General features: G+C 71.7%; 24 protein-coding genes and 1 pseudogene. 8 read left to right on the forward strand and 17 right to left on the reverse strand.

The window, feature by feature from the left end; translation table 11 throughout:
* Window position 1 precedes the first annotated feature (1 nt).
* The 5 genes from WMF34_RS00695 to WMF34_RS00715 form a co-directional block, all read right to left on the reverse strand.
* Window positions 2–1,870 carry a hypothetical protein gene (locus WMF34_RS00695; protein WP_437992083.1) on the reverse strand — a complete coding sequence of 623 codons (1,869 nt, stop codon included), beginning with the start codon at window positions 1,868–1,870 and terminating at the stop codon, window positions 2–4.
* Window positions 1,871–1,918: 48 nt separating this feature from the next.
* A complete protein-coding gene (locus tag WMF34_RS00700; RefSeq protein ID WP_080598733.1) occupies window positions 1,919–3,031 on the reverse strand; it encodes a hypothetical protein in 1,113 nt (370 codons plus the stop codon).
* Window positions 3,032–3,119: 88 nt separating this feature from the next.
* A complete protein-coding gene (locus WMF34_RS00705; protein WP_044963613.1) occupies window positions 3,120–3,542 on the reverse strand; it encodes a hypothetical protein in 423 nt (140 codons plus the stop codon).
* A gap of 33 nt (window positions 3,543–3,575) precedes the next feature.
* On the reverse strand, window positions 3,576–4,163 hold the full coding sequence (locus WMF34_RS00710) for a hypothetical protein (protein WP_012232772.1): 588 nt from the start codon (window positions 4,161–4,163) through the stop codon (window positions 3,576–3,578).
* 1 nt (window position 4,164) lies between these two features.
* Window positions 4,165–4,419, reverse strand: coding sequence for a YdeI/OmpD-associated family protein (locus WMF34_RS00715; protein WP_012232773.1), 255 nt, complete (start codon window positions 4,417–4,419; stop codon window positions 4,165–4,167).
* A gap of 162 nt (window positions 4,420–4,581) precedes the next feature.
* Between WMF34_RS00715 and WMF34_RS00720 the strand changes: the two genes are divergently transcribed.
* From WMF34_RS00720 to WMF34_RS00735, 4 genes are read left to right on the forward strand one after another with little or no spacing between them, the layout of a single operon-like run.
* Window positions 4,582–5,490: a hypothetical protein gene (locus WMF34_RS00720; protein ID WP_437992084.1), complete on the forward strand. Its 909-nt coding sequence runs from the start codon at window positions 4,582–4,584 to the stop codon at window positions 5,488–5,490.
* Between the two features lie 2 nt (window positions 5,491–5,492).
* On the forward strand, window positions 5,493–6,269 hold the full coding sequence (locus WMF34_RS00725) for a hypothetical protein (protein ID WP_437992085.1): 777 nt from the start codon (window positions 5,493–5,495) through the stop codon (window positions 6,267–6,269).
* Complete coding sequence (locus tag WMF34_RS00730; RefSeq protein ID WP_437992086.1) at window positions 6,266–7,168, forward strand: DUF692 domain-containing protein; 903 nt, start codon at window positions 6,266–6,268, stop codon at window positions 7,166–7,168. Before WMF34_RS00725 ends, WMF34_RS00730 begins: the two co-directional genes overlap by 4 nt.
* A complete protein-coding gene (locus WMF34_RS00735) occupies window positions 7,165–7,680 on the forward strand; it encodes a hypothetical protein (RefSeq protein WP_437992087.1) in 516 nt (171 codons plus the stop codon). Before WMF34_RS00730 ends, WMF34_RS00735 begins: the two co-directional genes overlap by 4 nt.
* A gap of 202 nt (window positions 7,681–7,882) precedes the next feature.
* Here WMF34_RS00735 and WMF34_RS00740 read toward each other — a convergent pair whose 3' ends face one another.
* Window positions 7,883–8,578 carry a Uma2 family endonuclease gene (locus WMF34_RS00740; RefSeq protein WP_437992088.1) on the reverse strand — a complete coding sequence of 232 codons (696 nt, stop codon included), beginning with the start codon at window positions 8,576–8,578 and terminating at the stop codon, window positions 7,883–7,885.
* 114 nt (window positions 8,579–8,692) lie between these two features.
* Here WMF34_RS00740 and WMF34_RS00745 point away from each other — a divergent pair, with 114 nt between their 5' ends.
* Window positions 8,693–10,729 carry a hypothetical protein gene (locus WMF34_RS00745; RefSeq protein ID WP_437992089.1) on the forward strand — a complete coding sequence of 679 codons (2,037 nt, stop codon included), beginning with the start codon at window positions 8,693–8,695 and terminating at the stop codon, window positions 10,727–10,729.
* Between the two features lie 622 nt (window positions 10,730–11,351).
* Here the strand turns inward: WMF34_RS00745 and WMF34_RS00750 are convergent.
* Window positions 11,352–12,471 (reverse strand): annotated as a pseudogene (locus WMF34_RS00750) (IS1 family transposase).
* Window positions 12,472–12,752: 281 nt separating this feature from the next.
* On the opposite strand from WMF34_RS00750, the gene WMF34_RS00755 reads away from it, so the two are divergent.
* Window positions 12,753–14,066, forward strand: a complete 1,314-nt coding sequence (locus tag WMF34_RS00755; protein WP_437992090.1) for an IS701 family transposase — start codon at window positions 12,753–12,755, stop codon at window positions 14,064–14,066.
* Window positions 14,067–14,541: 475 nt separating this feature from the next.
* Here WMF34_RS00755 and WMF34_RS00760 read toward each other — a convergent pair whose 3' ends face one another.
* The 6 genes from WMF34_RS00760 to WMF34_RS00785 all read right to left on the reverse strand — a co-directional run bounded on the left by WMF34_RS00760 (window position 14,542) and on the right by WMF34_RS00785 (window position 18,454).
* On the reverse strand, window positions 14,542–15,306 hold the full coding sequence (locus WMF34_RS00760) for a hypothetical protein (protein ID WP_437992091.1): 765 nt from the start codon (window positions 15,304–15,306) through the stop codon (window positions 14,542–14,544).
* The gene (locus WMF34_RS00765) at window positions 15,303–16,697 is read right to left on the reverse strand and encodes an AAA family ATPase (protein WP_437992092.1); all 1,395 of its coding nucleotides are present in this window, start codon (window positions 16,695–16,697) and stop codon (window positions 15,303–15,305) included. Before WMF34_RS00765 ends, WMF34_RS00760 begins: the two co-directional genes overlap by 4 nt.
* A gap of 298 nt (window positions 16,698–16,995) precedes the next feature.
* Entirely contained in the window at window positions 16,996–17,265 is a 270-nt protein-coding gene (locus tag WMF34_RS00770) for a hypothetical protein (protein WP_437992093.1), read from the reverse strand.
* 23 nt (window positions 17,266–17,288) lie between these two features.
* Complete coding sequence (locus WMF34_RS00775) at window positions 17,289–17,558, reverse strand: hypothetical protein (RefSeq protein WP_437992094.1); 270 nt, start codon at window positions 17,556–17,558, stop codon at window positions 17,289–17,291.
* The gene (locus tag WMF34_RS00780; protein ID WP_437992095.1) at window positions 17,555–18,049 is read right to left on the reverse strand and encodes an RNA polymerase sigma factor; all 495 of its coding nucleotides are present in this window, start codon (window positions 18,047–18,049) and stop codon (window positions 17,555–17,557) included. The genes WMF34_RS00775 and WMF34_RS00780 overlap by 4 nt, the downstream gene beginning before the upstream one ends.
* A gap of 63 nt (window positions 18,050–18,112) precedes the next feature.
* The gene (locus WMF34_RS00785) at window positions 18,113–18,454 is read right to left on the reverse strand and encodes a transcriptional regulator (protein WP_437992096.1); all 342 of its coding nucleotides are present in this window, start codon (window positions 18,452–18,454) and stop codon (window positions 18,113–18,115) included.
* A gap of 169 nt (window positions 18,455–18,623) precedes the next feature.
* On the opposite strand from WMF34_RS00785, the gene WMF34_RS00790 reads away from it, so the two are divergent.
* A complete protein-coding gene (locus WMF34_RS00790; RefSeq protein WP_437992097.1) occupies window positions 18,624–19,013 on the forward strand; it encodes a hypothetical protein in 390 nt (129 codons plus the stop codon).
* A 20-nt stretch (window positions 19,014–19,033) separates the two neighbouring features.
* Complete coding sequence (locus tag WMF34_RS00795) at window positions 19,034–21,919, forward strand: poly(A) polymerase (RefSeq protein ID WP_437992098.1); 2,886 nt, start codon at window positions 19,034–19,036, stop codon at window positions 21,917–21,919.
* 13 nt (window positions 21,920–21,932) lie between these two features.
* On the opposite strand, the gene WMF34_RS00800 is transcribed toward WMF34_RS00795, so the two are convergent.
* From WMF34_RS00800 to WMF34_RS00815, 4 genes are all read right to left on the reverse strand, one after another.
* On the reverse strand, window positions 21,933–22,700 hold the full coding sequence (locus tag WMF34_RS00800) for a thaumatin family protein (RefSeq protein WP_012232788.1): 768 nt from the start codon (window positions 22,698–22,700) through the stop codon (window positions 21,933–21,935).
* A gap of 128 nt (window positions 22,701–22,828) precedes the next feature.
* On the reverse strand, window positions 22,829–23,656 hold the full coding sequence (locus WMF34_RS00805) for a hypothetical protein (protein ID WP_437992099.1): 828 nt from the start codon (window positions 23,654–23,656) through the stop codon (window positions 22,829–22,831).
* Window positions 23,657–23,982: 326 nt separating this feature from the next.
* Entirely contained in the window at window positions 23,983–24,642 is a 660-nt protein-coding gene (locus WMF34_RS00810) for a lamin tail domain-containing protein (RefSeq protein WP_157906350.1), read from the reverse strand.
* 142 nt (window positions 24,643–24,784) lie between these two features.
* Window positions 24,785–26,209: a M20 family metallopeptidase gene (locus WMF34_RS00815; protein WP_012232791.1), complete on the reverse strand. Its 1,425-nt coding sequence runs from the start codon at window positions 26,207–26,209 to the stop codon at window positions 24,785–24,787.
* Window positions 26,210–26,242: the final 33 nt, after the last annotated feature.

Consider the following 26,242-nt stretch of genomic DNA (forward strand, 5'->3'; position numbering starts at 1 on the left):
GTCAGCGGGCGAGGAGCGCGATCGCGTCCTGGATCCCGGCGCGGGTCAGCCGTACGCGGACGTCGACGCGGGCCGCGCCGGAGCCGAGCACCTCGGAGGTGACGGCGATCGGGGTCGCGACCCCGCCCCGCGCAGGCAGCGCCGCGAGCGCGGCGAGGTCCTCGGCGGCCTCGTCCAGCGCCTCCGGCGTGTCGCCGTTTGCCATGAGCAGCGTCAAGCCAGCCAGCGAGAAGAGCCCGCCGGCCAGCGTCCCGCGCCTCCGCAGCACGTCCATGTCCGGCGCCGCGCCGAGCGTGCCCTCGTCGCGCCCCGGATCCACCGCGACGCGCAGCCGGGCCACCAGGGCGGCGTCGTCCTCGCTGACCCCGAGCCACGTCCGCGGGCCGGCGGGGACGACGTAGAGGTGGGTCGTGTGCGCGGGCGGGGCGTCCTTCGTGAGCGGCTTCGAGCGGAGCTCGACGTGGAGCGTCCCCGCGGGCAGCGAGGCGGGCGCACGGACGATCGCGTGCGTCGTGTGCTGCTTGTCCTCGTCGTCCTTGCGAGCGCCGTCCTTCGGCGCGCTCCGCTTGAACCTGTCGAGCTCATCGCCGCGCTGGAGGAGCTCCTTCACCCCGGAGATCCAGGTCTGCGCCGGCTCCTCGACCGAGGCCAGCACCCACCCCTGGAGCGCGAGGCGCGCCGCCTTTCGCGCGCGCGGCGCGCCCTTGTCGCGCTGGTAGGCCGCGAGCGCCTTCTCCGCCGCCGCGCCGTTCGCGCCCGCGCCGACGACGAGGGGGCCGCCCGTGAGGGCCAGCGCCTCGAGGCGATCGAGGACCTGATCGAGCCGCGCCTCGTCGTAGCCCTCGTCGATCATGTCGTCGCGCAGCGCCTTGAAGACGGCCTCCCGCAGCGGGGCGAGCTCGGCGCGCGACGCGCCCTGCGTGTGGAACGCGACCGCCGTGTCGGCCGGGAGGCGGAAGAACGCCGGCGGCGGCGCGGCGTCCTGCGCCGCGGCCGGCGCGAGGGCCAGCGTGAGGGGCGAGCGCCGGCTCGCGAAGCGCAGCGTGAGGCCGACCTCGACGTCCGCGCGGCCCCACGTGAGGTCGACGTTCAACCCCGCGATGTCGCGCAGGAACCCCGCGGCGAGCTCCTCGCCCAGCGCCCCGGCGCGGCCGTCGTCCTCGTCCGCGTCGCCCGCGGCGCTCGCCTCCTCCACGGCCTGGCGGAGGGTCCGCTCCGAGAGCTCGATCCGGGCGTCCGCGTCGAGCGGCTCCCGGGCCACGACCTGGACGAGGTAGGCCGCGGCGGCCTCGATGTCCTCCACGTCCTCGCCGCAGAGCAGGCGCGCGCCGTCCCGCCGCTCGCCCGGATCGAACGCGCAGGCCCACGGCGGCGCCTCCTCGTCGGGCTCGGCGTTGCGCGCGCGCTCGACGCGCAACAGGCCCGGGTGCCCCGCGAGCTCCTTGAGCACGAAGCGATCGGCCAGCCGCGGCACCTCCTGCTCCGCGACCGACAGGGAGGCCACGGCGTGATCGGCCGTGGTGCCCAGGAAGGCGACGTCGATCGGCCTGTCCAGATCGACGATCCCGGCGAGGTCCGGGCCCACCGCTGGCTCGAGCATCTTGGTGGGGTCCGTCGAGCCCATGGTGAACACGAGCGCGCTGCTCGGCAGGAGCTGCGCGGCGTTGTCCCAGGTCCGCTTCGGATGGGCGATCCTCAGCACGAAGGCGAGCTCCGCCGGCGCGCTCGCGGGCTGCGCCGCCGCGACCGCGGGCGCGGCGGCGGCGGGGCGCGGCGCCGCGGGCAGCGGCGCGACAGGAGCGCGCTGGGGAGCCGGGGCGCCGGCGCACGCGGTGAGGAGGGCGATCGGGAGGAGGGCGGCGCGCTTCATGGAGGCGCCGATCGTCGCGCTCGAACCGGGCCCCTGGCAAGCGGGGTGTCACTTCGGGAGCTTCATCACCGTGCCTGCGGCGCTGTTCGTCCAGTAGACGCTGGTCGCGTCCACGGTGATGCCCAGCGGATGATCTTGCCCCGTCGCGAGCGTCTCGGGATCGCCGCCTCCGATGGGCACCTTCTTCACGGTGCCGTCGTCGTTCGTCCAGTAGACGCTCTCGGCGTCGATCGCGAGCTTCCGCGGGTTGCGCTGCCCCTCGGCGAGCGCGACGGGGGTGCCGCCCTCGAGCGGAGCCTTCATGACGGTGCCTCCGTCGTTGGTCCAGTAGACGGCGGCGGCGTCCACGGCGATGTCCTGCGGATTGAGCTGCCCGTCCGCGATCGCGCTGGGGGCGCCGCCCGCGACAGGCACCTTCATCACCGTGCCTCCTTCGTTCACCCAGTAGACGTGGGTCGCGTCGACGGCGATGCCGAGCGGGGAGTCTTGCCCCTCCGCGAGCGCGACCGGGGCGCCGCCCGCGACAGGCACCTTCATGACCGTGCCCTGGTCGGCGCTCGTCCAGTAGACGTTCTCGGCGTCGACCGCGATGCCCATGGCGTATGTCTGCCCATCCGCGAGGATCGTGGAATCGCCCTCGTACGACGCCTGCATGATGATCTCGAGGCCGGAGTCGGTGAAATAGATCTGGCCGGCGGGGTCGAGCGTGATGCTCTGGGGGGCAAAGGGGGGATCTCCCTTGAAGAGGAACGCCGCATTGCCGCCGCGGATAGGCACCGTCATCACCTGTCGAGCGACGGGATCGACCCAGTACGCCGTTGTGTCGTCGACCGCGATGTCCGTCGGCTCGACGCCGCCCGACGCCAGGACGAGGGGCTGGCAGCGCGACGCCACGCACGGCGCTCCAAGGCAATAATGGCCGCAAGCGCCGCAGTGCTCCGGATCGGACGTCTTGTCCACGCAGGCGCCGCCGCAGAAGGACAGGCCGTCCTGGCAGCCGGGCGCGTCGTCGCCTCCGGCCCCCGCCGCGGCCACGGCGTCGCCTCCGCCCCCGCCGGAGGTCCCCGAGCTCGTCGCATCGGAGCTCCCAGGAGCGAAGTCCCGGGCTTCGGGGCTGCACGCGGACAAAGCAAGCACGCTCATCAGGAGAAAGCGGTTCATGGTGCGCAGTGTACACGGAACGCGGGAGCACGTCGGCGAGCCCGCCTCGGAGCGCTCGTGCCGATCGCTGCTGTCGGGCGCTGTCGTATCAGCGGGCCAGCGCGACGAGCGACTCGGGCATTCCGAGGTCGACGAGGGCCGGCCGCACGAGGGAGAAGAGCTCGATCCAGACGCGATCGAACGCCGCCTCGGGCGGCGTCGCGGCCCTCCTCGATAACGACCGGCGACGTTCGATGAGCCCATCTCTGGTGCGGCACCGGATGTGCCGGACAGGAGCGTCGTCGAGCGCCCACCGCTGGAGCTCCTCGGGGAGCTCGCGGAGCGCGCCGCTGAGCCTCTCGAAGGCTTCCGGGGTCAACGGGAGATCGCGGCGTGCCCCGGTCCGCTCCTCGGGGCCCGACGGCCCGATCCAGTGGCACCTCACCGCGCCACGGCCGCCCACGTTCAGCGTGGCCTCCCAGCCGGCGAGGGACGCGGAGAAGCCGGGGACGAACGCGAGGTCGATCTTCATGATAGAGCGGGCGGACGCCGCGGGGCGCGGGCCTCAGCGCGCCGGAGTCATGCCCGTGCCGTCGAGCGCCGGCCAGGCTGGCCGGAGCGGGAGGACGAGCGCGTGGAACGGCGCGGGCAGCGATACGGAGGTCGCCGCGTGCAAGCAGAACTCCCGGCCGGGCCCGAGCACCATCTGGCGCATCCACAGGCCGGCGCTCGCTTGCTCCAGGATCGGCGCGAGCCGGGCGAACAGCTCACCGTAGGACACGCCGTCGGGCTTGCCGAACCAGTGGGCGTAGCCGGGCGCGTCCAGCGCAACCCCGCCCCGCAGGCGATACAGGCCCCCGGCCCCGCCGCCGGCGACCGCGGCCGCCGCGTCGTGCGGCGCCGAGCGGCTGGCGGAGACCGCGGCCTCGTTCAAGGCGCCGAGCGCACCGAAATCCTGCACGAGGTACCAGTCCTCGTAGACGTCGCCGCCGCCGGCCGCCCACGGGGCCCCGGAGAGCCCGACGCTGAACGACCGGAGAAAGCCCGGCGCGGGCGCCGCGGCGAGCGCCGCGTGGAAGGCGCGCTGCCGGCGCTCGTACTCGCCCGCGGCGGCCTGCGGTTGCCTCCAGTGCCAGAACACGTAGGCCAGCATCTCAGGCCCTCTCCGACGCCGGGTGCTTCATGTTCATGTAAACACCGCCGGCTTCGAGCTCGTCCAGCATCTGGCGGAGGCGCTTCTCCCTGGTCTCCTGCCGCTTCGCTTGGTTGATCCACCCGATATAATCGTTTTGCTGGTAGGCAGGGCGCGCCTTGTAAGCCTTCATCAGGCCACGCTCGTTCAGCGCGGTCATGACGAAATCGGGGATCGGGTGCCTGGGCCGTCTCAGGCCTGACGGGTCGGCGCTCATGGCTTCCTCGTTATACCGATGCACGGCGTGGAGGTGAAGCAGAGGGGCGAGCCCCTCGCCGCTCGGGGCTCGCCCTGGGCGATCACGGGCTGAGCGCGGCCCTCGTGGTCGATGAAACTTTCACCGCCGTGGGGCGTCTCAGCTCGCCGGAGGTTCCGCCCGATGCCCGGACGTCGTGGTCTCTTCCTTGCGTTCTCCCTTCTTTGCCCGGCGCTGCTCTCCGCCGGGTGTGCCCAGCCGATCGACGCTCCGGACGCGACCGCGTACGTGCTGCTCGATCCCGCGGCGCGCGCTCGCTGGACCGTGGCCAGCGACGGCTGGCAAGGGGCGCCGATCCTGCCGGTCGCCCTCGACGTGGAAGAGTCGGCCGTGCTGCGCGGCCCGGAGGGCGCGCAGCGGATCGCGCTGCGCGGGGGCATGCTCGCGCACGTCCGCGGCGCCGAGGGCGAGATCCGCTGGCTCGCGCTGGGGGAGGAGGCGCGGGACGACCGCCTGACGCTGCACGCGAGCAAAGCGGCCGCGGCGGCGCTCGCGGCGCTCGTCGGCGGCGAGATCTCCCCGCGCCGCGACGGCATGTGGACGCTCACGGCGCCGGATCTGCTGGAGCGTGGCTCCTTCCTCGATCCGCCCGAGGGCGTGATCGAGGCCCTGCCCGACGCGCGGCGCGATCCCGGAGATGCCGCCGCGTTCGCGCCCTCGGCGGCGCAGGACGCCCTGGACGCGCTCGCCGCGGTGCCAGCGGCCGCCAGAGGCGGCGCGCTGGAGCCTGGCAGCGCGGAGGCAGGGCTGGTCGGCCTCTACGCCGCGGGGTCGCGGACGCTCCTCCTGGACGCGTCCGGGGGCTTCACGCTCAAGGACCGCTGCACCGGGGAGGTGGTCGCGACGGGCGAGTACTCGGCCGCGGGCGATCGCGTGATGCTGCGATCCGCGGGGGCGGCGCCGATCGTGCTGGGCCGGGATCGAGATAGGCTGATGCAGCTGGGCTGGGAGGCCTTCGCGCCGCTCGCGCCCGAGCCCTCGGGGCGCGTCGAGGCGGAGAGCGAGCTGCTCGGGAACGGCGGTGAGCAGTGACCATGAAGCGCAGGCATTGGCTGGGAGCGACTGCAGCAGGGCTCGCGGCCACCGCGTGGCCCGCGTTCATCCGCGACGCGTTCGGCGACGGCGCCGCGTGCGACGAGACGGGCAAGCCGGTGGCCGCCGCGGGGTCGCTGGTCCAGGTCTCGGCCGCGTTCCGCCGCGCCCGGCAGGCGAGCAGGGCGCTGCTCGTCCTCGTCATCCCTGCCGACGACAGCGCCAAGTGGGAGCGCGGCCACGCGTTCGGCGAGCTGCTCAACTTCGGCGCGGACGGGGATCTCGCCCCGCTCGCGGGCGTCGAGGTCGTCTGTGCGACCATGGCCGATCTGAAGAAGCTCGTGCCCGGCGCCGGCGACGGGGAGCCGCTCATGGTGGCTGTCAGGACCGACAAGGTGCCTGTCGTCGCGACGCAGCTCGACGTCGCGATCCCGAGCTACGACGGAATGCGCCGCATGGCGGGCGGCGGCCGGGAGGAGCAGCTGAAGCACGACGACAAGGTCGCCGCGCAGCGGATCGGCGCGCTCGGGGCGCTGCTCCGGAAGGGCCTTGGCGCCGACGCGCGCGACGTGGAGGCCCGCGCCGCGAGCGTGCGCGCGCGGCTCGTGAAGGCGCCGCCGGCGGGCGCGCGCTGGGCGATCGCCAGCGGCTGCGGGATCGACGTCGAGGGGGCCGGGGACAGCGGGCTCATGGCCTGCGGCATGGGGCACGTGCCCTCCAAGTCACGGCGCTTCCTGTACTTCTTCTCCGTCGAGGGGCGCGGGGCATCCACGCGTTGATCCCGGTCGGCCTCACGCTCCAGCCCGACGCGGCGTTCCTCGACCTGCTGGCCGAGGTGATCCTGCGCGACGCCGACTACTACGAGGTGGCGCCCGAGACGCTCTGGCGCGTGCCGGACGCCGCCGAGGCCGATCTCCAGGAGAACGGCTTTCACCGCCGCTTCGCCGAGCTCGCGCGCCGGTCGGACCGGCCCTTCGTCGCCCACGGCGTGGGCTGGTCGCTCGGCGGCGCCTCGGCCGCCGACGCGAGCCGGCGCGCCCGCTGGCTCGCGGCCCTGCGGCGCGACCACGCGATCTTCCGGTTCCGCTGGTACACCGATCACCTCGGGATCAGCGCGCCCGCCGGGCTCTCGACCGGGCTGCCGCTCCCGATGCCCATGAACGCGCACGGCGCCGCGGTCGCCCGCCGCGCGCTCCGGGCGATGCAGGCCGTCGTGGAGGACGTCGGCGTCGAGAACAGCGTCAGCTACTTCGTGCTCGGCGATCCGCTGGACGAGCCGCGCTTCCTCGAGCGCATCCTGAGGGCGCCGCGGACGCACCTGCTGCTCGACCTGCACAACGTCCACACCATGGCGGAGAACTTCGGCTTCGATCCGGCCGAGTACGTGGCGCGGCTCGATCTCGCCCGGGTGATCGAGATCCACCTCTCGGGCGGCGGCCCGAGCGATCCGGGCTGGCTGCCATCGGGCCGGGTGTTGCGGCTCGACGGCCACGACGACGCCGTGCCGGAGCCGGTGTGGCGCCTCCTGGACGAGGTCGCGCCGCGCTGCCCGAACCTGCGCGGGGTGACCCTGGAGCGCATGGAGGGCACGGTGCACGGCGCGGGCGACGCGGCCGCCGTGCGGGAGGAGCTCCGCCGCGCGCGGCGCGCGCTCGGCCGGCGCGGGAGGCGCAGGTGACGCGCGCGGCTGGCGGCAGGGCGGCGGGGCGCGCGGCGCGTGGCGGGGCAGGGGAGGCCCGCGGCGGGGCAGGGGATGCCCGCGGCGGGGCAGGGGAGGCCCGCGGCGGGGCAGGGGAGGGCGCGCGGCCGGCGCGGCTGACCGGGGCGCAGGCGCACGCGCGTTACGAAGCGCTCGTGGCCCGCGCGATGACCGCCGAGGATCCCGTGGCCGCGCTGCGCGCCGCGGCCGAGGATCCGGCGCTGCCGCCCGCGCTCCGGAAGGCGCTGCTCGGCGCGGACGAGGACGGCGTGAGGATGTCGGCGCTGCTCGTGGCGCGGCTGCGCTTCGAGCGGCTCCTGCGCGGCTCGCCCGAGGCCGAGGCGTGGTTCGACCGCGATCCTGCGGAGTTCAGCGCCGCATTCCGGCGGTACCACGCCGAGGTGCCGCCCACCGCGTTCTTCCCTCCGGGCGAGGCTCGCCTCTTCCGCCGCTGGATGGAGTCGCCCTCCGCGCCTGCGCGCGCCCGATGACCTGTGGGCGTCAGCAGCGCTCCCTTGCACCCCTGCCGGGCGTCAGCAGCGCTTCCTTGCACCCCTGCCGGGCGTCAGCAGCGCTTCCTTGCACCCCTGCCGGGCGTCAGCAGCGCTTCCTTGCACCCCTGCCGGGCGTCAGCAGTGCTTCTTGGCCTCGTCGGAGATGGTGGTGAAGTTGACCCGGCGGATGCCGACGGGGTCAGCCGCCTCGTCGGCGCAGCTCGGCCTCGAGCTCGGCGATGCGCCGCTCCGCCGTCGCGCGGGCGGCCTGCTCGGCCTCGGCGCGGCGTCGCGCCGTCTCCTCAGGGGTCGGGACGAGCTCCGCCCCGTCGGGGGTGCGGGCGAGACGAAGCGCCGCCGGCTGGCCTGCGGCAGGGACGATGACCCAGTGCAGATTGAGCACGGTGCACGGGCTGCGTTCCCCTTCGACGATGCGCTCGATCAGATCGTCGTCGATGCGATCCCAGACCCGCAGCCGCTCTCCGGGCGCGGCGTCAGGATCGAAAGCGACGAGCTCCAGCACGCCGAGCTCGTGGTACTTGCGGAGCTTGTCGGCCCACGTCTGCGGATCCGAGTCGCGCTCGCTCACGATCTCGACGGCGAGCTCAGGGGCACCACGCTCCCACGTCTTCCAGGAGCCGAACGGCGTGTCAGGGGTGTCGAGCCGGACAAAGGCGTCCGGCGCCAGACACCGGCTCGGATCCGACGCGGACCAGTAAATGAACTGGTCGGATCCGATCGACGCGCGATCCGCGAAGGTCTTGAGCACGACATAGAGCAGGGTCCTGATCTCGAGGTGGCGCTTGGTCTCCGGCTCGAGGGCCTCTTCCGGGAAGTGGAGCGGGGAAGGCGCGCGGACGTGGCGGAGCCGGCGCGCCAGCGCGGCGTGCTGCATGGGGACAGTATCCACACGTCGTGTGTGTACGTCGACCGCGACGCGGCTCGGTTTGCTCGCTTCGTCGAGATCGCCTCGAGATCGTCGCGGCGCGCGCCGGTGTAGCCTGGCAGCGTGCGCCCCCGCCGCTTCCGTCACGCCCTCGCCGTCGTCGCGCTGGTGGCCAGCGCCGGCATCGCCGGGTGCTCGTGGTGGCCATCCGAGGGGCCCTCCGCGGCGCGCCAGGATGTCGGGAGGGCAGGGGGGCAGCCGTCCGCCGCGCCGCCCTCTCCGGCCGCTTCCGGGGGCTTCGCCGCGGGAGGGCCGCAGCCCGCCGCCGCGCCGCAGGGAACCCCGCCGCAAGCGCGGCCCCTCCTGCTCCTCACGGACCCTGCCGTGCTCGCCGAGCTCGAGGCCGCGGGCCTCGACTTCGGCTCGGTGCTCACGGGCGCGCCGCGCGCGCCGGCCTCGCTCTCCGCGCTCTCCCGCACCGCCGAGCTCGCCTCGATCGCGCGCGTGCTCGCCGACGACCTGCGGCAGGTCCAGCGCGCCGATCCGAGGAGCGGGACGAGCATCGCGCGCCACGCGCACCGCCTCTTCGACGAGCGGTGGCTCTCGGCCGAGGGCGCCCGCTTCGAGCTCATCGGCGTGGTGAACCGGATGGATCGCCGCCCGTTCGACGCCTCCGCCTGTGGAGAGACCCGCCTCGTGTACCGGCTGGCCTATGCCGCCAAGGCCCCGGGCGGCGCGGCAGGCGCCACGTCCGCTGCGGGCGCCTCCGTCGCCACGCCGGCCCCCGCCGCCGCCTCGCGCCTCCCGATGACCGCGTCGTTCGAGCTGCGCGCGCCTGCCGGCGACGCGCTCTCGTGCCGCCGGCTCGCGCAGGCCTGGTCGCGCGCGGCGGAGCTCTCCGGGCCGGACCTCGTCCGCTTTCTCACCTCGCCCGAGGGCCCGCTCGCCCCGGGCGCCGCCGATCGCGCGAACCTCGCGCGGCTCGTGGTGAACCTGCAGAGCGTCCGCTGGCCCTCCACCGTGCGCCCGGACCTCGGCGGGCACGCGGAGTACGTGCTCCGCGCCTTCCGCTGGGACGCCCGCGCCGGGCGCTACGCGCCGCTCGCCCTCGAGAACACCCCCGACGTCGCCCGGCTCTCGCGCGACCCGGCGCGGCGCGAGCGGCTGCGCGCGTGGCTGTCTGCCCCCGAGAACCTCGCGCGCGTCGACGAGGGGACCGCGCTCCTGCCCGAGGAGTTCCTCGCCACGAAGGCGCTGTCGGCGACGCCCCACGGGCTCGCGCGCCGCGCCAACCGGCCCTTCCGCGTCCTGTTCGAGCCCCGCGACTTCGCAGGCGTCGACTTCGGCGGCCTCTCGCGCGTCCGCTCGCCGGAGGGGCTGCTCCGGCGGCTCGACCAGATGAGCTGCCCCGGGTGCCACCAGAGCGCGTCCGTCGCCGGCTTCCACCTGCTCGGGCAGGAGCCCCCCGGCCGCGTCCACGACGCCCTGTTCACCGTCGAGTCCGCGCACCTCGCGGGCGATCTCCCGCGCCGCCGGGCGGTGGTCGAGGCCATCGCTCGGGGCGTCGCCCCGGACGACGAGGTGCCGTATCCCGAGCGAGGCGACGGCGCGCGCGGCGGGTACGGCGCGCGCTGCGGGCTGGGCGACCCGAGCTTCGCGGGCTGGGCCTGCGCGGAAGGGCTCGTGTGCTCCGCGTACGACGCGGCCCAGGAGGACCGCGCGACCGTCGGCGTCTGCCTGCCGGCGGCGCCGGAGGTCGGCGACCCGTGCCAGGTCGGCGCCGTCGTCCCCCACGCCGACCCGCACCGCGATCGCGCCGCGGCGGCGCAGCCGGGGGCGTGCCCGCTCGCGGCGGTGTGCAACACGAGCCCCGTGGGGTTCCCCGGCGGCATGTGCACGAGCAGCTGCGTCGCGCTCCCGGAGGAGGGCGTCTGCGGCGCCATCGCCGTGCTCGACCCGTTCAACCGCTGCCTCGCCCGTGGGACGGTGTTCACCGAGTGCCTGAGCCGCCACGTCACGCCCGCGGGCCTGCGGCGCTGCTCGAGCGAGGCGCCCTGCCGCGAGGACTACGTGTGCGCCAGGACGAGCTCGGGCGAGGGCGCCTGCATCCCGCCGTACTTCCTGTTCCAGCTCCGGGTCGACGGCCACGCGGTGCCGTGACCCGCCGGCGCCCCGCGGCGCCGCCGGTGGCGCTCCGCCGGAGCGGCAGCCCCCGATGACCTGTCCATGGAACCATGACGGCCGAGCAATCCGTTGATACCGAGCCCGTGCCACCTATCACGAGGTTCGACCCGGAGCTGCTCGGGTGTCTTCAGTACCCGAAGCCGAGCGCTCTCACGGAGGGACGGGTAGATCCTGAGGCAGCATTGCCCGCTTCCTCACCGCGACCCATGAACGAGGCTTCGCGCCGCGCGCCGTCCGGCCACGGCGGCTCGCCGCGCCACACTTCCTCGCGCGGCGAGCCGGCTTCGTTTTCTTGCGCACTGGAGGAGGAGGAGCACGAAGTCGTCCGGGGGGGCGGACGACCCTCCCCGTGACCCGGTCCAGCTCGATCTGTTCGCCTCGAAGCCCGGCCCGTCGGACACGCCGGAGGGGTAGAACCCAAATTCAACCAGCCCAGCCCAGTGGCCGGATCCGGCCACCACCGATGAATCTCTGGCCGGAGGCTGTCGAGAGCCTCCCCGGAGAGATGAATCTCTGGCCGGAGGCTGTCGACAGGTGGTGGGGTAATTACCCCAGTCTGCTTGAAACGCCCCCACTTTTGTGGGCGCAAACAACCCCACTATCCGGCCGTCGGGTCAGAGGGCGGGTCCCCGAAGAGCGACATCTGGACCGGGGTCCTCGGCTTCGGGCGCCACGAGAGGAGGTCGAGTTGACCGGCCGGCTCGACGGTGGCGGGCACGTTCGGGCTCGCGGCGACGGGCGCGGGCGGGGGTGGCACTGGAGCAGCGGGCGGGGTTGGCGCGGCGCCGCCCTGGACCACGCGCAGGAAGCCCCTGCCGCCGGGGAGCTCGCGGGCGGTGCCCTCGGGCTTGCGCGGGGCGAGCGGCTTCGCGCTCGGCGCTGGCGTCTCGGGCACAGAGAGCAGTGCGTCAAGCAGCTCCGGGAGCTCCCAGATGTGACTCGTCACGCCGGCTGCCATCGCGGGCGTGACGCGCGTCGTCTTCACGATGAGGCACAGGTTGTAGTGCGTCAGCCCGAGCGAGACGGCCGCGCGGTGGTGCTCCGGGTCTTTGCTGAAGGCCAAGACCAGGCGTCTCATCCGCCCGATGTGGTGCCGCAAGGTGGCGTTGTTCCGCTCGACGTGCGCGGTCGTCGCGGCGTCGACGTTCGGAGCACCGAAGACCGCGCGGCGGGTCAGGAACGGGTTGCGGGGCGGTTCGTAGCGGTGATCGTCGTCCCGCTGTCCACCCCGCGAGAACGTTTTGATGACCTGGGCGAAATCTACGCCAGGACCGAAGCTGGCACCGATCGCGCCCGGGTACGCGGTGAAGCCGTCGGAGGTGAGCGACGGCATGACGACGAGTCGCGCGCGGAGATCCTTGATGAACGCGGAGGCGCTCATCTCGTCGCGCTTGCCGACGTACCACGTCACCACGTAGCGGCTTGGCATCGCGAGCGCCGTGAAAGTGTACGCCTCACCGAGGCCCGCCGCGTGCTCCGCGGGCGTCACGCGCGACTGCTTCTTCTTTACGAACGACCAAACCTCATCGCTCTCGATGAGCGAGAGCGAGAGGTCGCGTGTTGTGCAGGCTCTGCGCGGCCATGCCGACGCGGAGCGCGAAACGGCGGATCGTCTTCCGCTCGACGCCGGTCATGCGCTCGGCTGCGCGCTCGCTGTTGCCGTCCACCAAGGCAGCGAGCACGGCAAGTTGCCGCTCGCGTGGGAGCACGTTCGCCACGGGACCCTTGCCTTTCCCCGGCGGAGGGCCCACGATCCGGTCTGCTAGGACGTCGGGCGGGTCGCTCCGCACGGCTTCTGCCGCCCTGCTCTCAGTTTGCCGCTGAAAGCGGGGCGCTTTCGTCTAAGTTCAAGTTTCGCACTTCCATCGCATGAGCCGACCCGGCTCTGCTGGGGCACGGCTTGGTCTGTTCCCGCGGACGTCGCCCGGTAGCTCGAACAGCACGGGCCCCGCTGCTAGCGCGAGGGTTCTCACACCCAACTCGACGCCGCAGGAGGCCCGTGCTCACTCTCGTACCGTCGTTCGTCGCCCTTGTCGAACCCCTCGGCTGGACGATGCAGGCGCGCAGCTTTCGCTCGTTCCTCACTCTTCTAACCGGCTGGATCTTCGCCACTCGGCGCACCATCACGGGCATGCTGCTGGCCGCTGGCGTGGCAGGACGTCGCCATCATGCGGCGTACCATCGGTTCTTCTCGGCCGCGCGGTGGTCGCTCGACGAGCTCGGTCTGCTGCTCTTCCATCTGATCACGCCGTGGCTTGCGCCTGGGCCGGTGCAGCTCACGCTCGACGATACTCTGGCGCGAAAGCGCGGCCTGAAGGTCTTCGGCGCTGGGATGCACCACGACCCGCACTTGAGTACGCGCAAGCTGGCGGTGCTGCGCTGGGGGCACAGCTGGGTGGTGCTGGCGGTGGTGGTGAAGCTGCCGTTCTGCCCCCAGCGCGTCTTCAGCTTGCCCCTTCTGTTCCGCCTCTACCTCAACCAGAAGGCGTCCAGCCGCTGGCGCCGGACGTACAGAAAGCGCACCGAGCTGGCCGTGGAGTTGCTGCAACGACTGTGCAGGGCACATCCAGAGCGCTCCTTCCATGCGCTCGCCGACTCGGCCTACGGCGGCGAGACGGTGCTGGGGCATCTGCCCTGCAACTGTGGCCTGACGAGTCGGATGCCGCTCAACGCGCGACTGCACCAGCCACCGCCGGTGCGCAAGCCCGGGACCAACGGCCGACCGCGCGTGCGCGGCATGCGCCTGCCCACCCCCCAGCAGGCACTCCAACAGCGAGGCCGACGCTGCGAGCTGGCAATCTACGGCCGTCACGACCGCGTCCGCCTCGTCGAACTCGTCGCGCACTGGTACGGCGTACCCGCCAGGCCGCTCAAGGTCGTGGTCGTCGAGCCGCTGGTCGGCGGTCGGCCGGTGCAGGTCTTCTACTCGACCCGCACGGAGCAGGCGGCCGAGCAAGTGCTCGTCGACTACTCGCGGCGGTGGTCGATCGAGGAAGCGTTCCAGGGCAGCAAGAGCCACCTCGGTTTCGAGCAGCCGCAGGGCTGGAGCCGCCACGCCGCGCTCCGCACCGCTCCCATGGCGCTGCTGCTCTACAGCTTGGTGGTGCTCTGGTTTGCTCGTGCAGGGCATGCGCTCTGTCGGCCGCTCGTTCGCCCCTGGTACCGGACCAAACGTCAGCCATCGTTTGCCGACATGCTGATGACACTGCGGCGCGAAAGCCTGCGCGCGTGGGTTTCTGCGCACCCCGCAGCGTCCACCCTCCCACAAAACTTTCTCCGCTCGCTCATCGACATGCCTGCCTTCGCCGGCTGAGCAGCGCCACCGAGGGATTCCCCACGAGCAAGGGGAAGCAGAGCTCGCTGGCCCCAACCCGGGGAAGTGCGAAACTTGAACTAAGGTCCTCTGATTATAGCGATTCTACCGAGGAAAACCGCTCGGAAGGGCGCCCGGTAGATGCCGAGAGGACGGGGTATGTCATAGCGCAAAGGCAGCGTTACACGCGGGGGGCAGCGATGACGCGACCGGCGATGCCGATGAACGGAGATTCCTCCGAGTGGTCAGGGCGGGACACGCCCGCCGCGCCTGTGTGGCTCTACAGCGCCTGCGATCCTCACACCCGAACAGGAGCCAGAGCCGCCGCTGCCCGAGCCGCAACCGAGGCGGATAGTGCCGGTGTCAACTCTTCCGTGGGGGGATCTGGCGGCCATTTCGAGACATGCTGTTCACTGCAATACATATGACACATAGCTAACTTGTGCCGCGATGCCAACTCTCATGTTTTGCGGCATTACGCCAACTCGCTCAGCTCCTCTCGATGCTGTTCTATGAATTGCCGAATCCACTCTCGAGGCCGCTCGAGCTCGACGTGTGGATGAGGCTGAGCCGGCTCTGCTAGTCTTCGAGCCTTGTACTTCAGATAGCTCCGCGTCATAGACGAATACGGAGCATCGCTCTGCATAGACCAAATCAGCAATCGACGCGCCTCCGGGCGCGTTCGCGCGTTTACACAAAGAACCAACAGCGAATCGATCTGCATCAGCCAAAGGTGCCGCTCGTCCTCTAGCGGACTGCGATCAATCTTAAGGAGACGAACAGTTTCCTCTCCACGCGCGCTCGTGCCGTGAACAATATGGTCAACGTATCCCACATGCTGCTGTGGATCGTCCACCGTCGGATCGATGAGGCAGGGAACTCCGCCACAGTCTGGGAAATGCGCCCATTTGCTTTCGTTGCAACGACCACATGACAAGAGCCAGTTATCCCACTTGAACACAATACCGCTGAACTCGATCCTGCTTTTGGGTCGATAGTGCTCTATTTGCGGGTTTGCCACGTGCGCCATCTTAGCCTCGCAAAAGGCGCACTTACCAGAGAACACATGATAGAGTGCAACAGCATCGTCGCGCAGTTCTTTGCGGACTTGCGCCCAGTACTTGCCCATCGTGAGTTTCGGGTTCTTGTTGCGTGCAGCCTCGAACCGCTGGACCCACATCTGGCTGCGCTTATCGAAGCCCTCAGGCTTGTTCGTGTCATCGCGCCTTACCGAAATCATTCAAGCTCCTGAAGCTTCTTATCGTGCTTCTTTAGCGCGCGGCGGAGGGTATCGGCCATCGCACGATCTTCGGCGCTCTCTAGACCAGACGGCAGGGGGTCGAAGTCTAGGCTGAGCTGGGCGTGCTCTGCTCGCTCCTTTTCTACAAGTGCGCCGCTTCGCCGTTTCATTTCAAGGGCAACATATCGCGCCAGTCGTTTCTCAACCTCTGGGGAACGTGTGCTCTCAAGGCCAAAGAGCTCGGTTAGAATTTGATCGGCGCGCCAATTTATGACAGACGTAACGTCAACGCGCGGCTTAACCTCCTTCCCAGTGTCCTTGAGAACGATGTTGCCACCGGCGCCAGCTATCTGCGCCAGGAACGGGCTGTGCGTTGCAACAATAAATTGAAGGAGTGGGAATTTCTTAAGAAGCCACGTGCCGATCCGCTGTTGCCAGCGGGGGTGCAGATGCGCGTCGAGTTCATCGATCAAGACGACCCCTCGTTGCATGAGAGGCTCAGACGACTCTGGGAAGGCTTGGACGAGCCAGCGGAGAAGATCGATTCCTAGCGCTAGCATGCTACGGTATCCATCACTGAGATTCTTGAATGGAACCGCCTCTCGCTTGTCAATCTGGAGAAGCGCGCTCCGTGCATCTACATGAAGCCTGGCTCGCTCCAGGAGGAATTCTGTTTCGAATGCACCCTTTACAAGTTCCAGCGAGCGTCGGCTGGTTTCGTCTCCCTCTCGTGCCGTGTTGTGCAACTCAATCAGCCATTCGGCCGCGCTCGTGAGTGCGGCGTCCTCCCGGAAGAGTGTGACGAACCGAGCTGCCCTCCTGCCGGAATAGAGAATCTTGTCTGCATCCTGTGAGCCGCCACTGAGTCGACGGAAAGGGCCGTATCCACATGCCAGCCATCCGGGCTTGCCCTCTGCATAAGCTGTTTTTTTGAGACGGCTGATTTCCTTGTTGATCTTCTCTCGCTCTCTGCTGTCTCCCTCTCCAGCCCACTCGATGATTGTAGGAATGGTAGGCCGATCAATTTCGGGAACAATGTCGGGAAGAACGTCGGGGTCAGAGCCAGAGACAATGAAACGCGCGTTGTACGGTGTCTTCTTAGGCCACCGGGGCAGCTGTGCATCACCTTCGGTCCACAGTATTACGGCGTCGATTTCACCATAGGGCTGCCCCTGACGAACCCAACCTTCTGCGACGGGCAAGAGTTCGCGGGTCGCTCCCGGACCGGCAAGGGGCACGGCCATGGCTTGCAATAAGGTGCTTTTGCCGACCCCGTTCTGACCAAGGAGGGCTGTCCAGCGGCGCACCTCTTCTCCTTGTTCCCCCGCGAAGTCGAGCTTCAATTCGGCGAAGCACTTGATGTTTTTTAGGGAAATTTTTCGCAGATACATGAGCGGCTCTCGTCAAACGGTGCGATGGGCGAGGCGGGAGCTCACCGTACCACATGCCGCGCCTGACGGCCGCCACAGGGTATCGGCCGATGACTCCGCCCGGCTTCAAGCCCCGCCGTCGGGCCGAACACGAGCCCCGACCACGCCCGCGGCGCGACCTGACGGATCTGGCAGGGCTGGTTGGTACGCCGGCGGCCCCCTCCCGCTGGCTATCCTTCGCGAGTTCGGCCTCTCGAGAGGCAGGGGCCCATGGCCAGACCGCGAGCACGGCATGCACTGCAACGCAGGCCACGGGGCCTCAGAATGTGTGCGCTGTCTGGCGCGAGCGCCGGAACTTGCTTGGGCCGGGCTCCTGTCCCGCTGCGCCGTACTTGCGCTCGAGCACGTCGAGCGCTCCCAGCGCCTGCTGGAACCGCTCACGGTCGCTCGCCCTGCGGGCGCGAACGCCCAGGTCGAGCACGGCGCCCCAGAGCGTCGCCATGTCCCACGGCCGCACGCCGGGGAAGCCGTCGAGCACGCTGGTCTCGTCGGCGGTCGCGCTCAGGTCCTCTTCGGCGAGGCGCAGCACGCGCGGCGCCCGGTCCGTGGGGCTCAGGCCAAGGGCCCGTGCATCGATCGCTCGGAGCGTCTCGCCGGGGGAGCGATGCTCCGCCTTCGCGATGGCGGCGATGATTCCAGCGTGTGGTCGTCGCGCGACGGCACGGGCACCGCGTGGGCGCCGCGGAACAGCCAGTGCCCGCTGCTGCCGAGCCACCACGTCGCGCGCAGGTAGGCGAGCACGTCGGCGCGCGAGACCTCGCCCGTGATGGCCGGCCCGGGCAGCCTGAGGCGATGCCGTCGCTTCAGAGCGCGAGCCTTCATCGCCGCCACCTCTTGAGCTTCAGCGCCAGCGCCTCGCGGGCGATGCGGAGCCTCGACGCTGCCGTGCTCGGGTTCATCCGGCGCCGCTTGGCGTACTGGACGAGCGACTCCGGGTCGTCCACCGACAGGAGCGCCTCCAACTGCCAGGGCGGGAGCTCGGTCATCGCCTCCAGTACCTCGCGCGCAGCAACCTGCGCCTCCAGGCTTGGGCCGACGGGCTCGCGGAGCAGGCCAAGTGGCTGCGCGTGGAGCACGGCACGGCGCGCCCACGCCCTGTTGACGTAGTGCGACGCCAGCCGCCACGCGATGCCGTGGAGCCACTTCCGCAAGGCGTCGCGCGGCTTGTCCTTCGGGTCAGGCCGGTAGAGCCCGCGTCGGATGGCGTTCCAGGCGTTGAGCAACACCTCAGCCTCCACGTCGCGGCGGTCGCGCTTCGGGATGCCGGCGAGCGTGGCGAGGACGATGCCGCGCTCAGCAAGGATCGCCTCCATCGTCGGTCGCTTTCGGGGATGTCGTGCGGCAGGCGGGCGTCCGGCCCCCTTCCCGCGGGCGGCTCACATGGGCCTCCCGCATCCGCAGCAGCGATCGGCTGCCATGGGTGGGCTCAAGAGGCGCTCGACGCTCGTCCCAGCGACGCGCGCGGCGAGCAGCACCAGCGCGGGCGATCCGCGCTCGGCACCGCAGGCGACGCGGTACAGCGTGCGGGTGTTGACGCAGCCCATCGCGGCGCTGACGTCGCGCCACGCGCCCAGGCGAGCCTTGATGCCGCGCAACGCGGCGCGCAGCCTTCGGGTCTCGTCGGGGGTGAGGGAGAGGGAGGGGCTTCGGCGGTACGGGCGGCGCGCGGGCGCACCGGTCCCTTGCCCACCGTCGGGAGGGATCAGGTATAACTGCATTTGTTCGGCTCCGTGTGAGCGGATGTCGGACCACGCAGTCCGGTCGGTTGGCGCCGACGCGGGCTGCACTTCTTCCGGCCGAACCTAGCCGCTCACGCGAGCCTCGGAGTCAAGTGACCCCACTTTCGGTCAAATGACCCCACTACCTGTCGACAGCCTCCCCGGAGAGATGAATCTCTGGCCGGAGGCTGTCGAGAGCCTCCCCGGAGAGATGAATCTCTGGCCGGAGGCTGTCGAGAGCCTCCCCGGAGAGATGAATCTCTGGCCGGAGGCTGTCGAGAGCCTCCCCGGAGAGATGAATCTCTGGCCGGAGGCTGTCGAGAGCCTCCCCGGAGAGATGAATCTCTGGCCGGAGGCTGTCGAGAGCCTCCCCGGAGAGATGAATCTCTGGCCGGAGGCTGTCGAGAGCCTCCCCGGAGAGATGAACCTCTGGCCGGAGGCTGTCGAGAGCCTCCCCGGAGAGATGAACCTCTGGCCGGAGGCTGTCGAGAGCCTCCCCGGAGAGATGAACCTCTGGCCGGAGGCTTCGGTTTGCCGCCACACTGGACAATTCGCGTGAAGGAGACCTAAAAGATCGCGATGCGTACGAGCGAGGAGATCTACCACCGCATCCGTTGGGATGCGCGCCTCGATCCCGCACGCTTCGTGATGGGCATCGACGTGCACGCGGCGGAGCCCAAGCGCGTCCCGCTGCCGGCCTTCGTGCCGGGGGGCGACCTGCCCTGGCATCGGGTCGTGTACATCGAGGCCGAGGGCGAGAGGGTCTGGGATCGTCAGACGGGCCTCGACTCCCTCGACACGACGCAGGCCGGCCGGGTGCGCGCGCCGCAGCGGCTGCGGCCGCCGTTCTTCACGGCGCGCGCGGCCATGCGCTGGGAGGCGACGGAGGGCCGCTGGGCGCCGGCCGAGGCCGCGGCGCCCCGGTTCACGCCGGGAGCGAGCGCGCGGGTGCGCGTCCTCTCGTGGAACACGCTCTGGGACCGCTACGACGCCGAGCGCATCCACACCGCGCGGCGCCGGCCGCTGCTCGTCGAGGCGCTCGGCCGCGCCGACGCCGACGTGATCGCGCTGCAGGAGGTCGAACTGCCGCTGCTCGATCTCCTGCTCGGCGCCGGCTGGGTCCGCGCCGACTACACCGTCAGCGACGGGCCGCGCGGGCGCGACGTCGAGACCTGCCACCTGCTGCTCCTGAGCCGGCTGCCGGTGCTCGAGGTGGGGTGGCACGCCCTGGGGAAGTACAAGGCCGCCGTCGCGATGACGCTGGCGCTCGCGGGAGAGCCGCTCGTCGTGGTGGCCACGCACCTCACGAGCGATCACGCGGAGGAGGGGGCACGGAAACGCGCGGCCGAGCTGGAAGACCTCGCCGCGGGCCTCTCCGCCGTCGAGGGCGATCTGGTGCTGCTGGGCGACCTCAATGACGGCGGGCCGGGTCCCGCGTCGAAGCTCGGCCTCGTGGACGCCTGGCTGGAGGCCCGCGGCGCCGGGGACGAGGCGCCCACGTTCGATCCCACCGTCAACCCGCTGGCCGCCGTCTCGTCGCTGACCGGCCGCGCCTGCCGGCTGGATCGTGTGATGTTTCGCGGGGCGGCGCTGCGCCCGATCACCGCCGATCTGGAAGGGACGACGCCGCTTCCGCCGGATGGCCTGTTCCTGTCCGACCATTACGGCGTCCGTGTCGAGCTCTCCGTCGGCGAGGCGCCGGGCGAGGTCCTCGACGTGGCGACGACCGCGCGCACGGCCCTCGCGTGGGTACCGCCCGAGCCGCTCTGGCCCGAGATCCAGGCCATCCGCGCGCTCCACGACCCGCAGATCGACCGCTGGCCGCCGCACGTGAACCTCCTGTTCGGCTTCGTGCCCGAGTCGAGCTTCGAGGCGGCGCTCCCGCTCCTGTCGGCCGCCGCGCGCGAGGTCGGCCCGTTCCCCGCGGTGCTGGAGGGGACGCGCTCGTTCCGGCACGGCGCGGACGCCACCGTCTGGCTCGACCCCGCCGCGGGCGGCAAAGATCCGTGGGCGCGGCTGCATCAGGCGCTGGCGCGCCGCTTTCCGCGGTGCGTGGGGCGCGCCGAGGGCTATACGCCCCACCTGACCCTGGGCCGCGTGGACGACCCGGCGCGCGTGCTGCCCGGCTGGGCCGCGCAGCTCGGCCGCCGCGAGGCCGCGGTCGGCGAGCTGGTCCTGCTGTCGCGGCGCGGCGCCGAGCCGATGCAGGTGCGGGCCTCGGTCGCGCTGGGCAGCGGCTCGGTGCGCTGGGCGGCCGAGCCCGCGCCGGCCGCGTCCCCCCGCGCTCCGAAGCCCGACCGCGCGTCAGCGCTCGTGGCCCGGCTGAAGGCGGCCCTGCCCGGGGGCGCGCTCCACGTCACGGGCTCGCGGCGGCTCGGCTGCGCGCTGCCCGGCGCGGACCTCGACCTCGTCGCCGCCCTGCCGGGGCCCATCGATCTCGACGCCGTCGAGGTCCAGGTGCGCTCGGCCCTGCCCGAGGCGTCGACCGTGCGGCGTGTGGAGGCGATCCGCGTGCCGTGCCTCGAGCTCTGCGCGGTTGGCCTGGACGCGGACCTGACGCTCGTCGACGCGGGCGCGGTGCGACCCGAGCACGCCGTCGCGCGGCGCCTCGAGCTGGGCGAGGCCGCCGCGATGGCCCTGAGCGCCGTCACCGACGCCGACGCGCTGCTCGAGGCGGTCGATGCGGCGTCCGCTCCCTCCGCTGCTCCTCGGCGCCGCGAGGCATTCCTGGCGCTGGGCCGCGCCGTCAAGGCATGGGCTCGCGCAAAGGGCATCGACGCTGCGCCGTTCGGTGGTCTGCCGGGCATCGCGTGGCTCGTCCTGGCCGCGCGGGTCGTCTGCGAGGCCCCGGACCTGGAGCCCGGGCCCCTGCTGTCCCGCTTCTTCGGCGCCTGGGCAGCCTGGGATTTTCGCCGGCCTATCGCGCTGGATCCTTCGGCTCCGGCGGTCGGCACGCCCGGGGATCCCGTGCGCATCGCGACGCCGACGGCGCCCGTGCGCTCGTGCAGCGATACCGTCGGCGCCGCCGCCCTCGCGACGCTGTCCGACGAGCTGTACTCCGCCTGGGAAGCCGTGGAGTCGGCCCTGGCCGCCGGCCGCGATCCGCTGCCCGATCTGCTCGCGCCCCCGCCGCTGCACCGGCGCCACGCCGCCTGGGCCGTGATCACCGTCGAGGCGCCCGAACCCGAGGGCGTGGCTTCCGGCCTGGGCTGGGTGCGCGGCCGGATCCGCGCGCTGCTCTCGTCCTTCGAGCGCGCCGGGGTCGGAGATCTGCGGGCCTGGCCTCATGCATTCGACAGGGGCCCGCGCCTCGCCCGCCATGCCATCGGGCTGGGCAAGAGCCCGCCTGCGGCCGCGGCCCTCGAGAAGCTCGCGGCTCCGTGGGCTGCGGGCCTGCACGGGGTGCACGTCGCGTGGGTCGAGGGCGGCGGGGTGCCGACGCTGCGCGCTGACCAGGGCGCGTGAGCGCTTCCGCACATCAGGGGCAAAACACGATGTCGTAGTCTTCCCCGGCGCAGGCGGCCATCGACTCCTGATCATCGCCGGACCACGAATACGCGTCCTTGCATGCCTCTTCGAAGTACGCGGCCACGGGGTTCGCGGGATCGTCCCGGTCAGGGCTCACGCAGGAGATCGTCGCGCCGCTCTCGTCCTTGTAGCGACCCACCTCCGGGCACGCCGCGAGCAGGCTCGCCGGGCACGACAGCGTCCGGCAGTCCGGCAGGCCGACGGGCACGATCGCCAGCGGGAGGTTGTGCGCGTCCACGTGGCTGATGTTGTACCAATCGAAGTCGTTGAAATCGGTGTTGAGGGTCATCTCGGCCAGCGTGTGTCGGCCGCCGCCGGGGTCCGACCCGGCGTATGCCCAGTAGCGCAGGGACGACAGCGGCTCCTCGCTGGTGCCCACGTCGCGGCACGCGAACTGCCCCGGGCCGAGCTCCCCGCCGTCGATGAGGCTCCCCAGGAACTGGAGCGGCTGGTCGCACTTGTTGACGAAGGCCAGGGTGGACTTCCCGTCTCCGGGGGTGCGGCAGTCGACCTCGCCCGGATTGACGGGCGGCTGGCCCGTCGACGCGCTGCTGGCTTCGCTCGACGACGCTCCGCCGGTCGCGCTGGACGCGGCGCTGACCGACGTGGATCCGCCGCCCGTCGCGCCGGAGGATGTGTCCTGCTCGGAGGACGCGCAGCCGGCGTCGAGCAGCGCCATGGCGAGCAGCGCGGCCGCAGCCTTCCTGTGTTGCGACATGATGGTCCTCCTTGCGGACTCGGTGGTGGAAGGAGGATGAGGATACAGAAAGCCTTGTACACCGAGAAGCCGTGTCCTCATCGGGCCGCGAGCAATGACCCGCGCGGACTCGGCACCTCAAGCGCCATTCAGGGCGCCTGGCAGGACACGCGGTGGATCGGCTCCTCTTTCCCTTCACCGACCGTCACGTAGTCCCATCCACCGGGCACCCACGTGATCGCCTCGGCCTGCTCCTCGTCGGGCGACGGCAGCACGCAGGGCGGTTCGGCCAGCGCCTGCGCCACCGTCTGATCCGGTGTCATGGGGTAGTAGAGCACGTGTGTCGAGGTGCGCAGCAGCACGCCTGTGCCGTCCGGGTGGACGTCGCCGCCGGTGAAGCGCGCGCTCCCGGCGGGCGGCTCGATGGATCCCGTCCGGACGAGCGTCGCGGGCGCGCCCGCTGCGGGCAGCGCTGGCAGCTCGTAGACGCTCGAGGTGCCCTTGTTGACCTTCGTCACGAGGGTGAGCGCTCCGGTGGCGGGGTGAATGAGCAGCGTCTCCGCGTCGTGGTCTCCGTCGGGGTACGAGAGCACGAACACCTCGGCGGTCGAGGCGAGCGGCCCTCCTCCGAGCGTGTCCGGCTCCGGCACGCCGTAGATCGTGATGCTGTCGCGCTCGCCGTCGTTGTCGCCGATGTCCGCGAGGAAGAGGCAGCTGCCCTCGCCCGAACGGCAGGGCCCGCGCGCGATGTCCTCCCAGTCGATCGCGGCCGCGCCGGCCACGGTCACCTCGGCCCGCAGCGCGCCGCCGAACCCGATCGCGAAGAAGCGGGGGTCATCGCCGTGGTCGTTGTGAACATAGAGCACGTCCGGGTGCAGCCCGCTGGCGACGACACCGGAGCACTCGTCGATGTCGCCCGGCGGGAGCGCGCCGACCCGCGCGGCCCCGGTGCAACGAGGGCAGCCCGTCTCCCGCACCGGCGGCGGATCCGAGGCCCCGCAAGCCGACAGGAGCAGCGAGAGCGCGAGCGCCGGCGCCGCAGAGCGGTGTGCAGAGGCGCCTGGCGCAGGCCCTCCCTCCGGACGGGGCGCCCGGAGGCGGCGCGGTGGCAGCTGCGGAGCGCGAAGGATCTCGAGTGCAGACGTCGGTGACATGAGCATCGCGGTTCGGTGACGTTTTCGCACGCTTCGCTCTGCTCGGCACGGCCGCTCGGCATGGCGGGATAGCCGTCGACGGCCGACGGGCGCCCGGGAGGGAGCCGCGGCCCAGCCGGAGCGCCGGGGGGCCGCGCCTCCGCTGGGCGTCAGGGGGCCGCGTTCGCCGCCCCGGGGGTCGGCGCCGTGGCGGCGCCCTCGCCGGTCAGGTCGGGCAACCTGCCCCACGTCTCCCCATCTGCTGCGGCCTCGATCGGGTACTTGAGCTCGGCGAGCACCTGGTCGCTCTCGGAGATGAGGTAGACGGTCTCGCCTCTGGAGGCGCTCACCTTCCAGGTCGCATAGAAGCAGCTGCTCGGGCCGCCGTCCGGCAGGCACGCGGTGTGGGGCCCAGGGCCGTCCTCGGGCAGCTGGTCGCCGACGATGAGCAGGTACGCGCCCGGGGCGAGCTGCGTGCCTTCGGGGAACCTGAGCGCGTCGGCCGTGTTGCACTCCCCGCTGTCGCCGGAGTCGCACAGGCCGAGCCCGCCGAGGTCGGCGGAGCCCGGGCCCGGGTTGCCGAGCTCGATCCAGTCGCCGTCCTTGGCCGAGATCTCGTTCACCACGACGGTCGTCGTCGCGGTCCCGCCGCCCGTTCCCCCTTGGTCGCCGCCTGCGCCGCTCGAGCTCGAGCTCGAGCTCTGAGACGTGGTGGTCGCGCCCGCGCCGCCCGTGCCCGGCGTGCCCGTGTCTCCGGGCTCGTCGCTCGAACCGCAGCCTCCCGCGCAGAGCGCAGCGAGGCAGAGCGCGGCATATCGAAATTGTGCCATCACGATGTTCTCCTCGGCCCCAGCACACGGCGATCCCGGCGGTGTGTCAACCGTGTGTCGACGGGCGGCGCGCGCGGGCTCCCGGTCGCGCCCGCCCCCGCCGTGGACGCGCGCGCGTCCACAAAGCGCGCCGCCGCGCCCCTCAGCGCGCCCGCGCCGCGTGGTCCGCGATCACGCTCGCCACGCAGCAGGTCAGCTTCTTCCCCATGCCGAGGTGCAGGAACTCGTTCGGGCCGTGCGCGTTCGATTGCGGCCCGAGCACGCCGGTGATCAGGAACTGCGCCTCCGGGAACTTCTCTCCCAGCATCGCCATGAACGGGATCGTCCCGCCCTCGCCGATCCCCATCGCCGGCCGGTCGAAGAACGTCTTCGACGCCTTGCGCACCGCCGCTTCGAGCCAGGGCGCCGTCGCCGGCGCGTCCCATCCGGCCGACGGCTCGCTCACGTGGAACCGGACCTCCGCGCCGTACGGCGGGTCCCTCTCCAGCGCGTCCTTCAGGGCCGCCGCCGCCTTCCTCGGGTCGAGGCGCGGCGGCAGGCGCATCGAGAGCTTCGCCCTCGTGAACGGGCGCAGCACGTTGCCCGCGGCGGCGATGGGGGGCAGGCCGTCGGCGCCCGTCACCGAGAGCGCGGGGCGCCAGGTGCGGTTCAGGAGGAGCTCCGCCGTGTCGCCGGTCACGGGGCACGCGCCCTTCACCCATGGCAGCTCGCACACGACCGACGCGCCCAGCACGTCGGCCGCGGCCCGCGCCTGCGCCGCGCGCTCCTCGGGGATCTGCACGTGCAGCGCGTCCACGAGGACGCGCCCGGTCCGCTCGTCCTCGATGCGCGACAGGAGCTGCCGCAGGATCCGGAAGCTCGAGGGCACCACGCCGCTGCCCACGCCCGAGTGGACGCCCTCGCGCAGGATGTTCACGTCGAGCGTGCCCTGGAGCAGCCCGCGGAGCGACGTCGTGGTCCAGAGCTGGTCGTAGTTGCCGCAGCCGGAGTCGAGGCACACGACGAGGCTCGGCTTGCCGATGCGCCCCGCGAGCGCGTCGATGTAGGCCGGCAGGTCCGGGCTGCCGCTCTCCTCGCAGCCCTCGATGAGGATCACGCAGCGCGCGTGCGGGATCCCCTGCTCGTGCAGCAGGCGCAGCGCCGCGAGCGACGCGAAGGCCGAGTAGCCGTCGTCGGCGCCGCCGCGGCCGTAGAGCTTGTCGCCCTCGCGCACCGGCTCCCAGGGGCCGAGCCCCTCGCGCCACCCCGTCATCTCGGGCTGCTTGTCGAGGTGCCCGTAGAGGAGCACCGTGTCGTCGCGCGTGCCCGGCACCTCCATCAGGATCACCGGCGTGCGGTTCCCGATGCGCACCACCTCCACCGTGAGCCCGGGGATCGGCTGCGCCTCGCACCAGGCCGCGATGAGCGACGCCGCCCTGTCCATGTGGCCGTTCTCGCGCCAGGCAGGGTCGAAGGCGGGCGACTTGTTGGGGATGCGGATGTAGTCGTGCAGCGCGGGGACGATCTCGTGCTCCCAGCAGCGATCGCAAGACGCGACGGCTTCACGCTCGTTGAGCTTCGTCAGCATGAACCTCTCCAGGGGCTTGAGGACGGCGGCGAT

Origin of the sequence: Sorangium sp. So ce145 (assembly GCF_051525985.1) — a bacterium.
Taxonomy (GTDB): Bacteria; Myxococcota_A; Polyangia; order Polyangiales; family Polyangiaceae; genus Sorangium; species Sorangium cellulosum_B.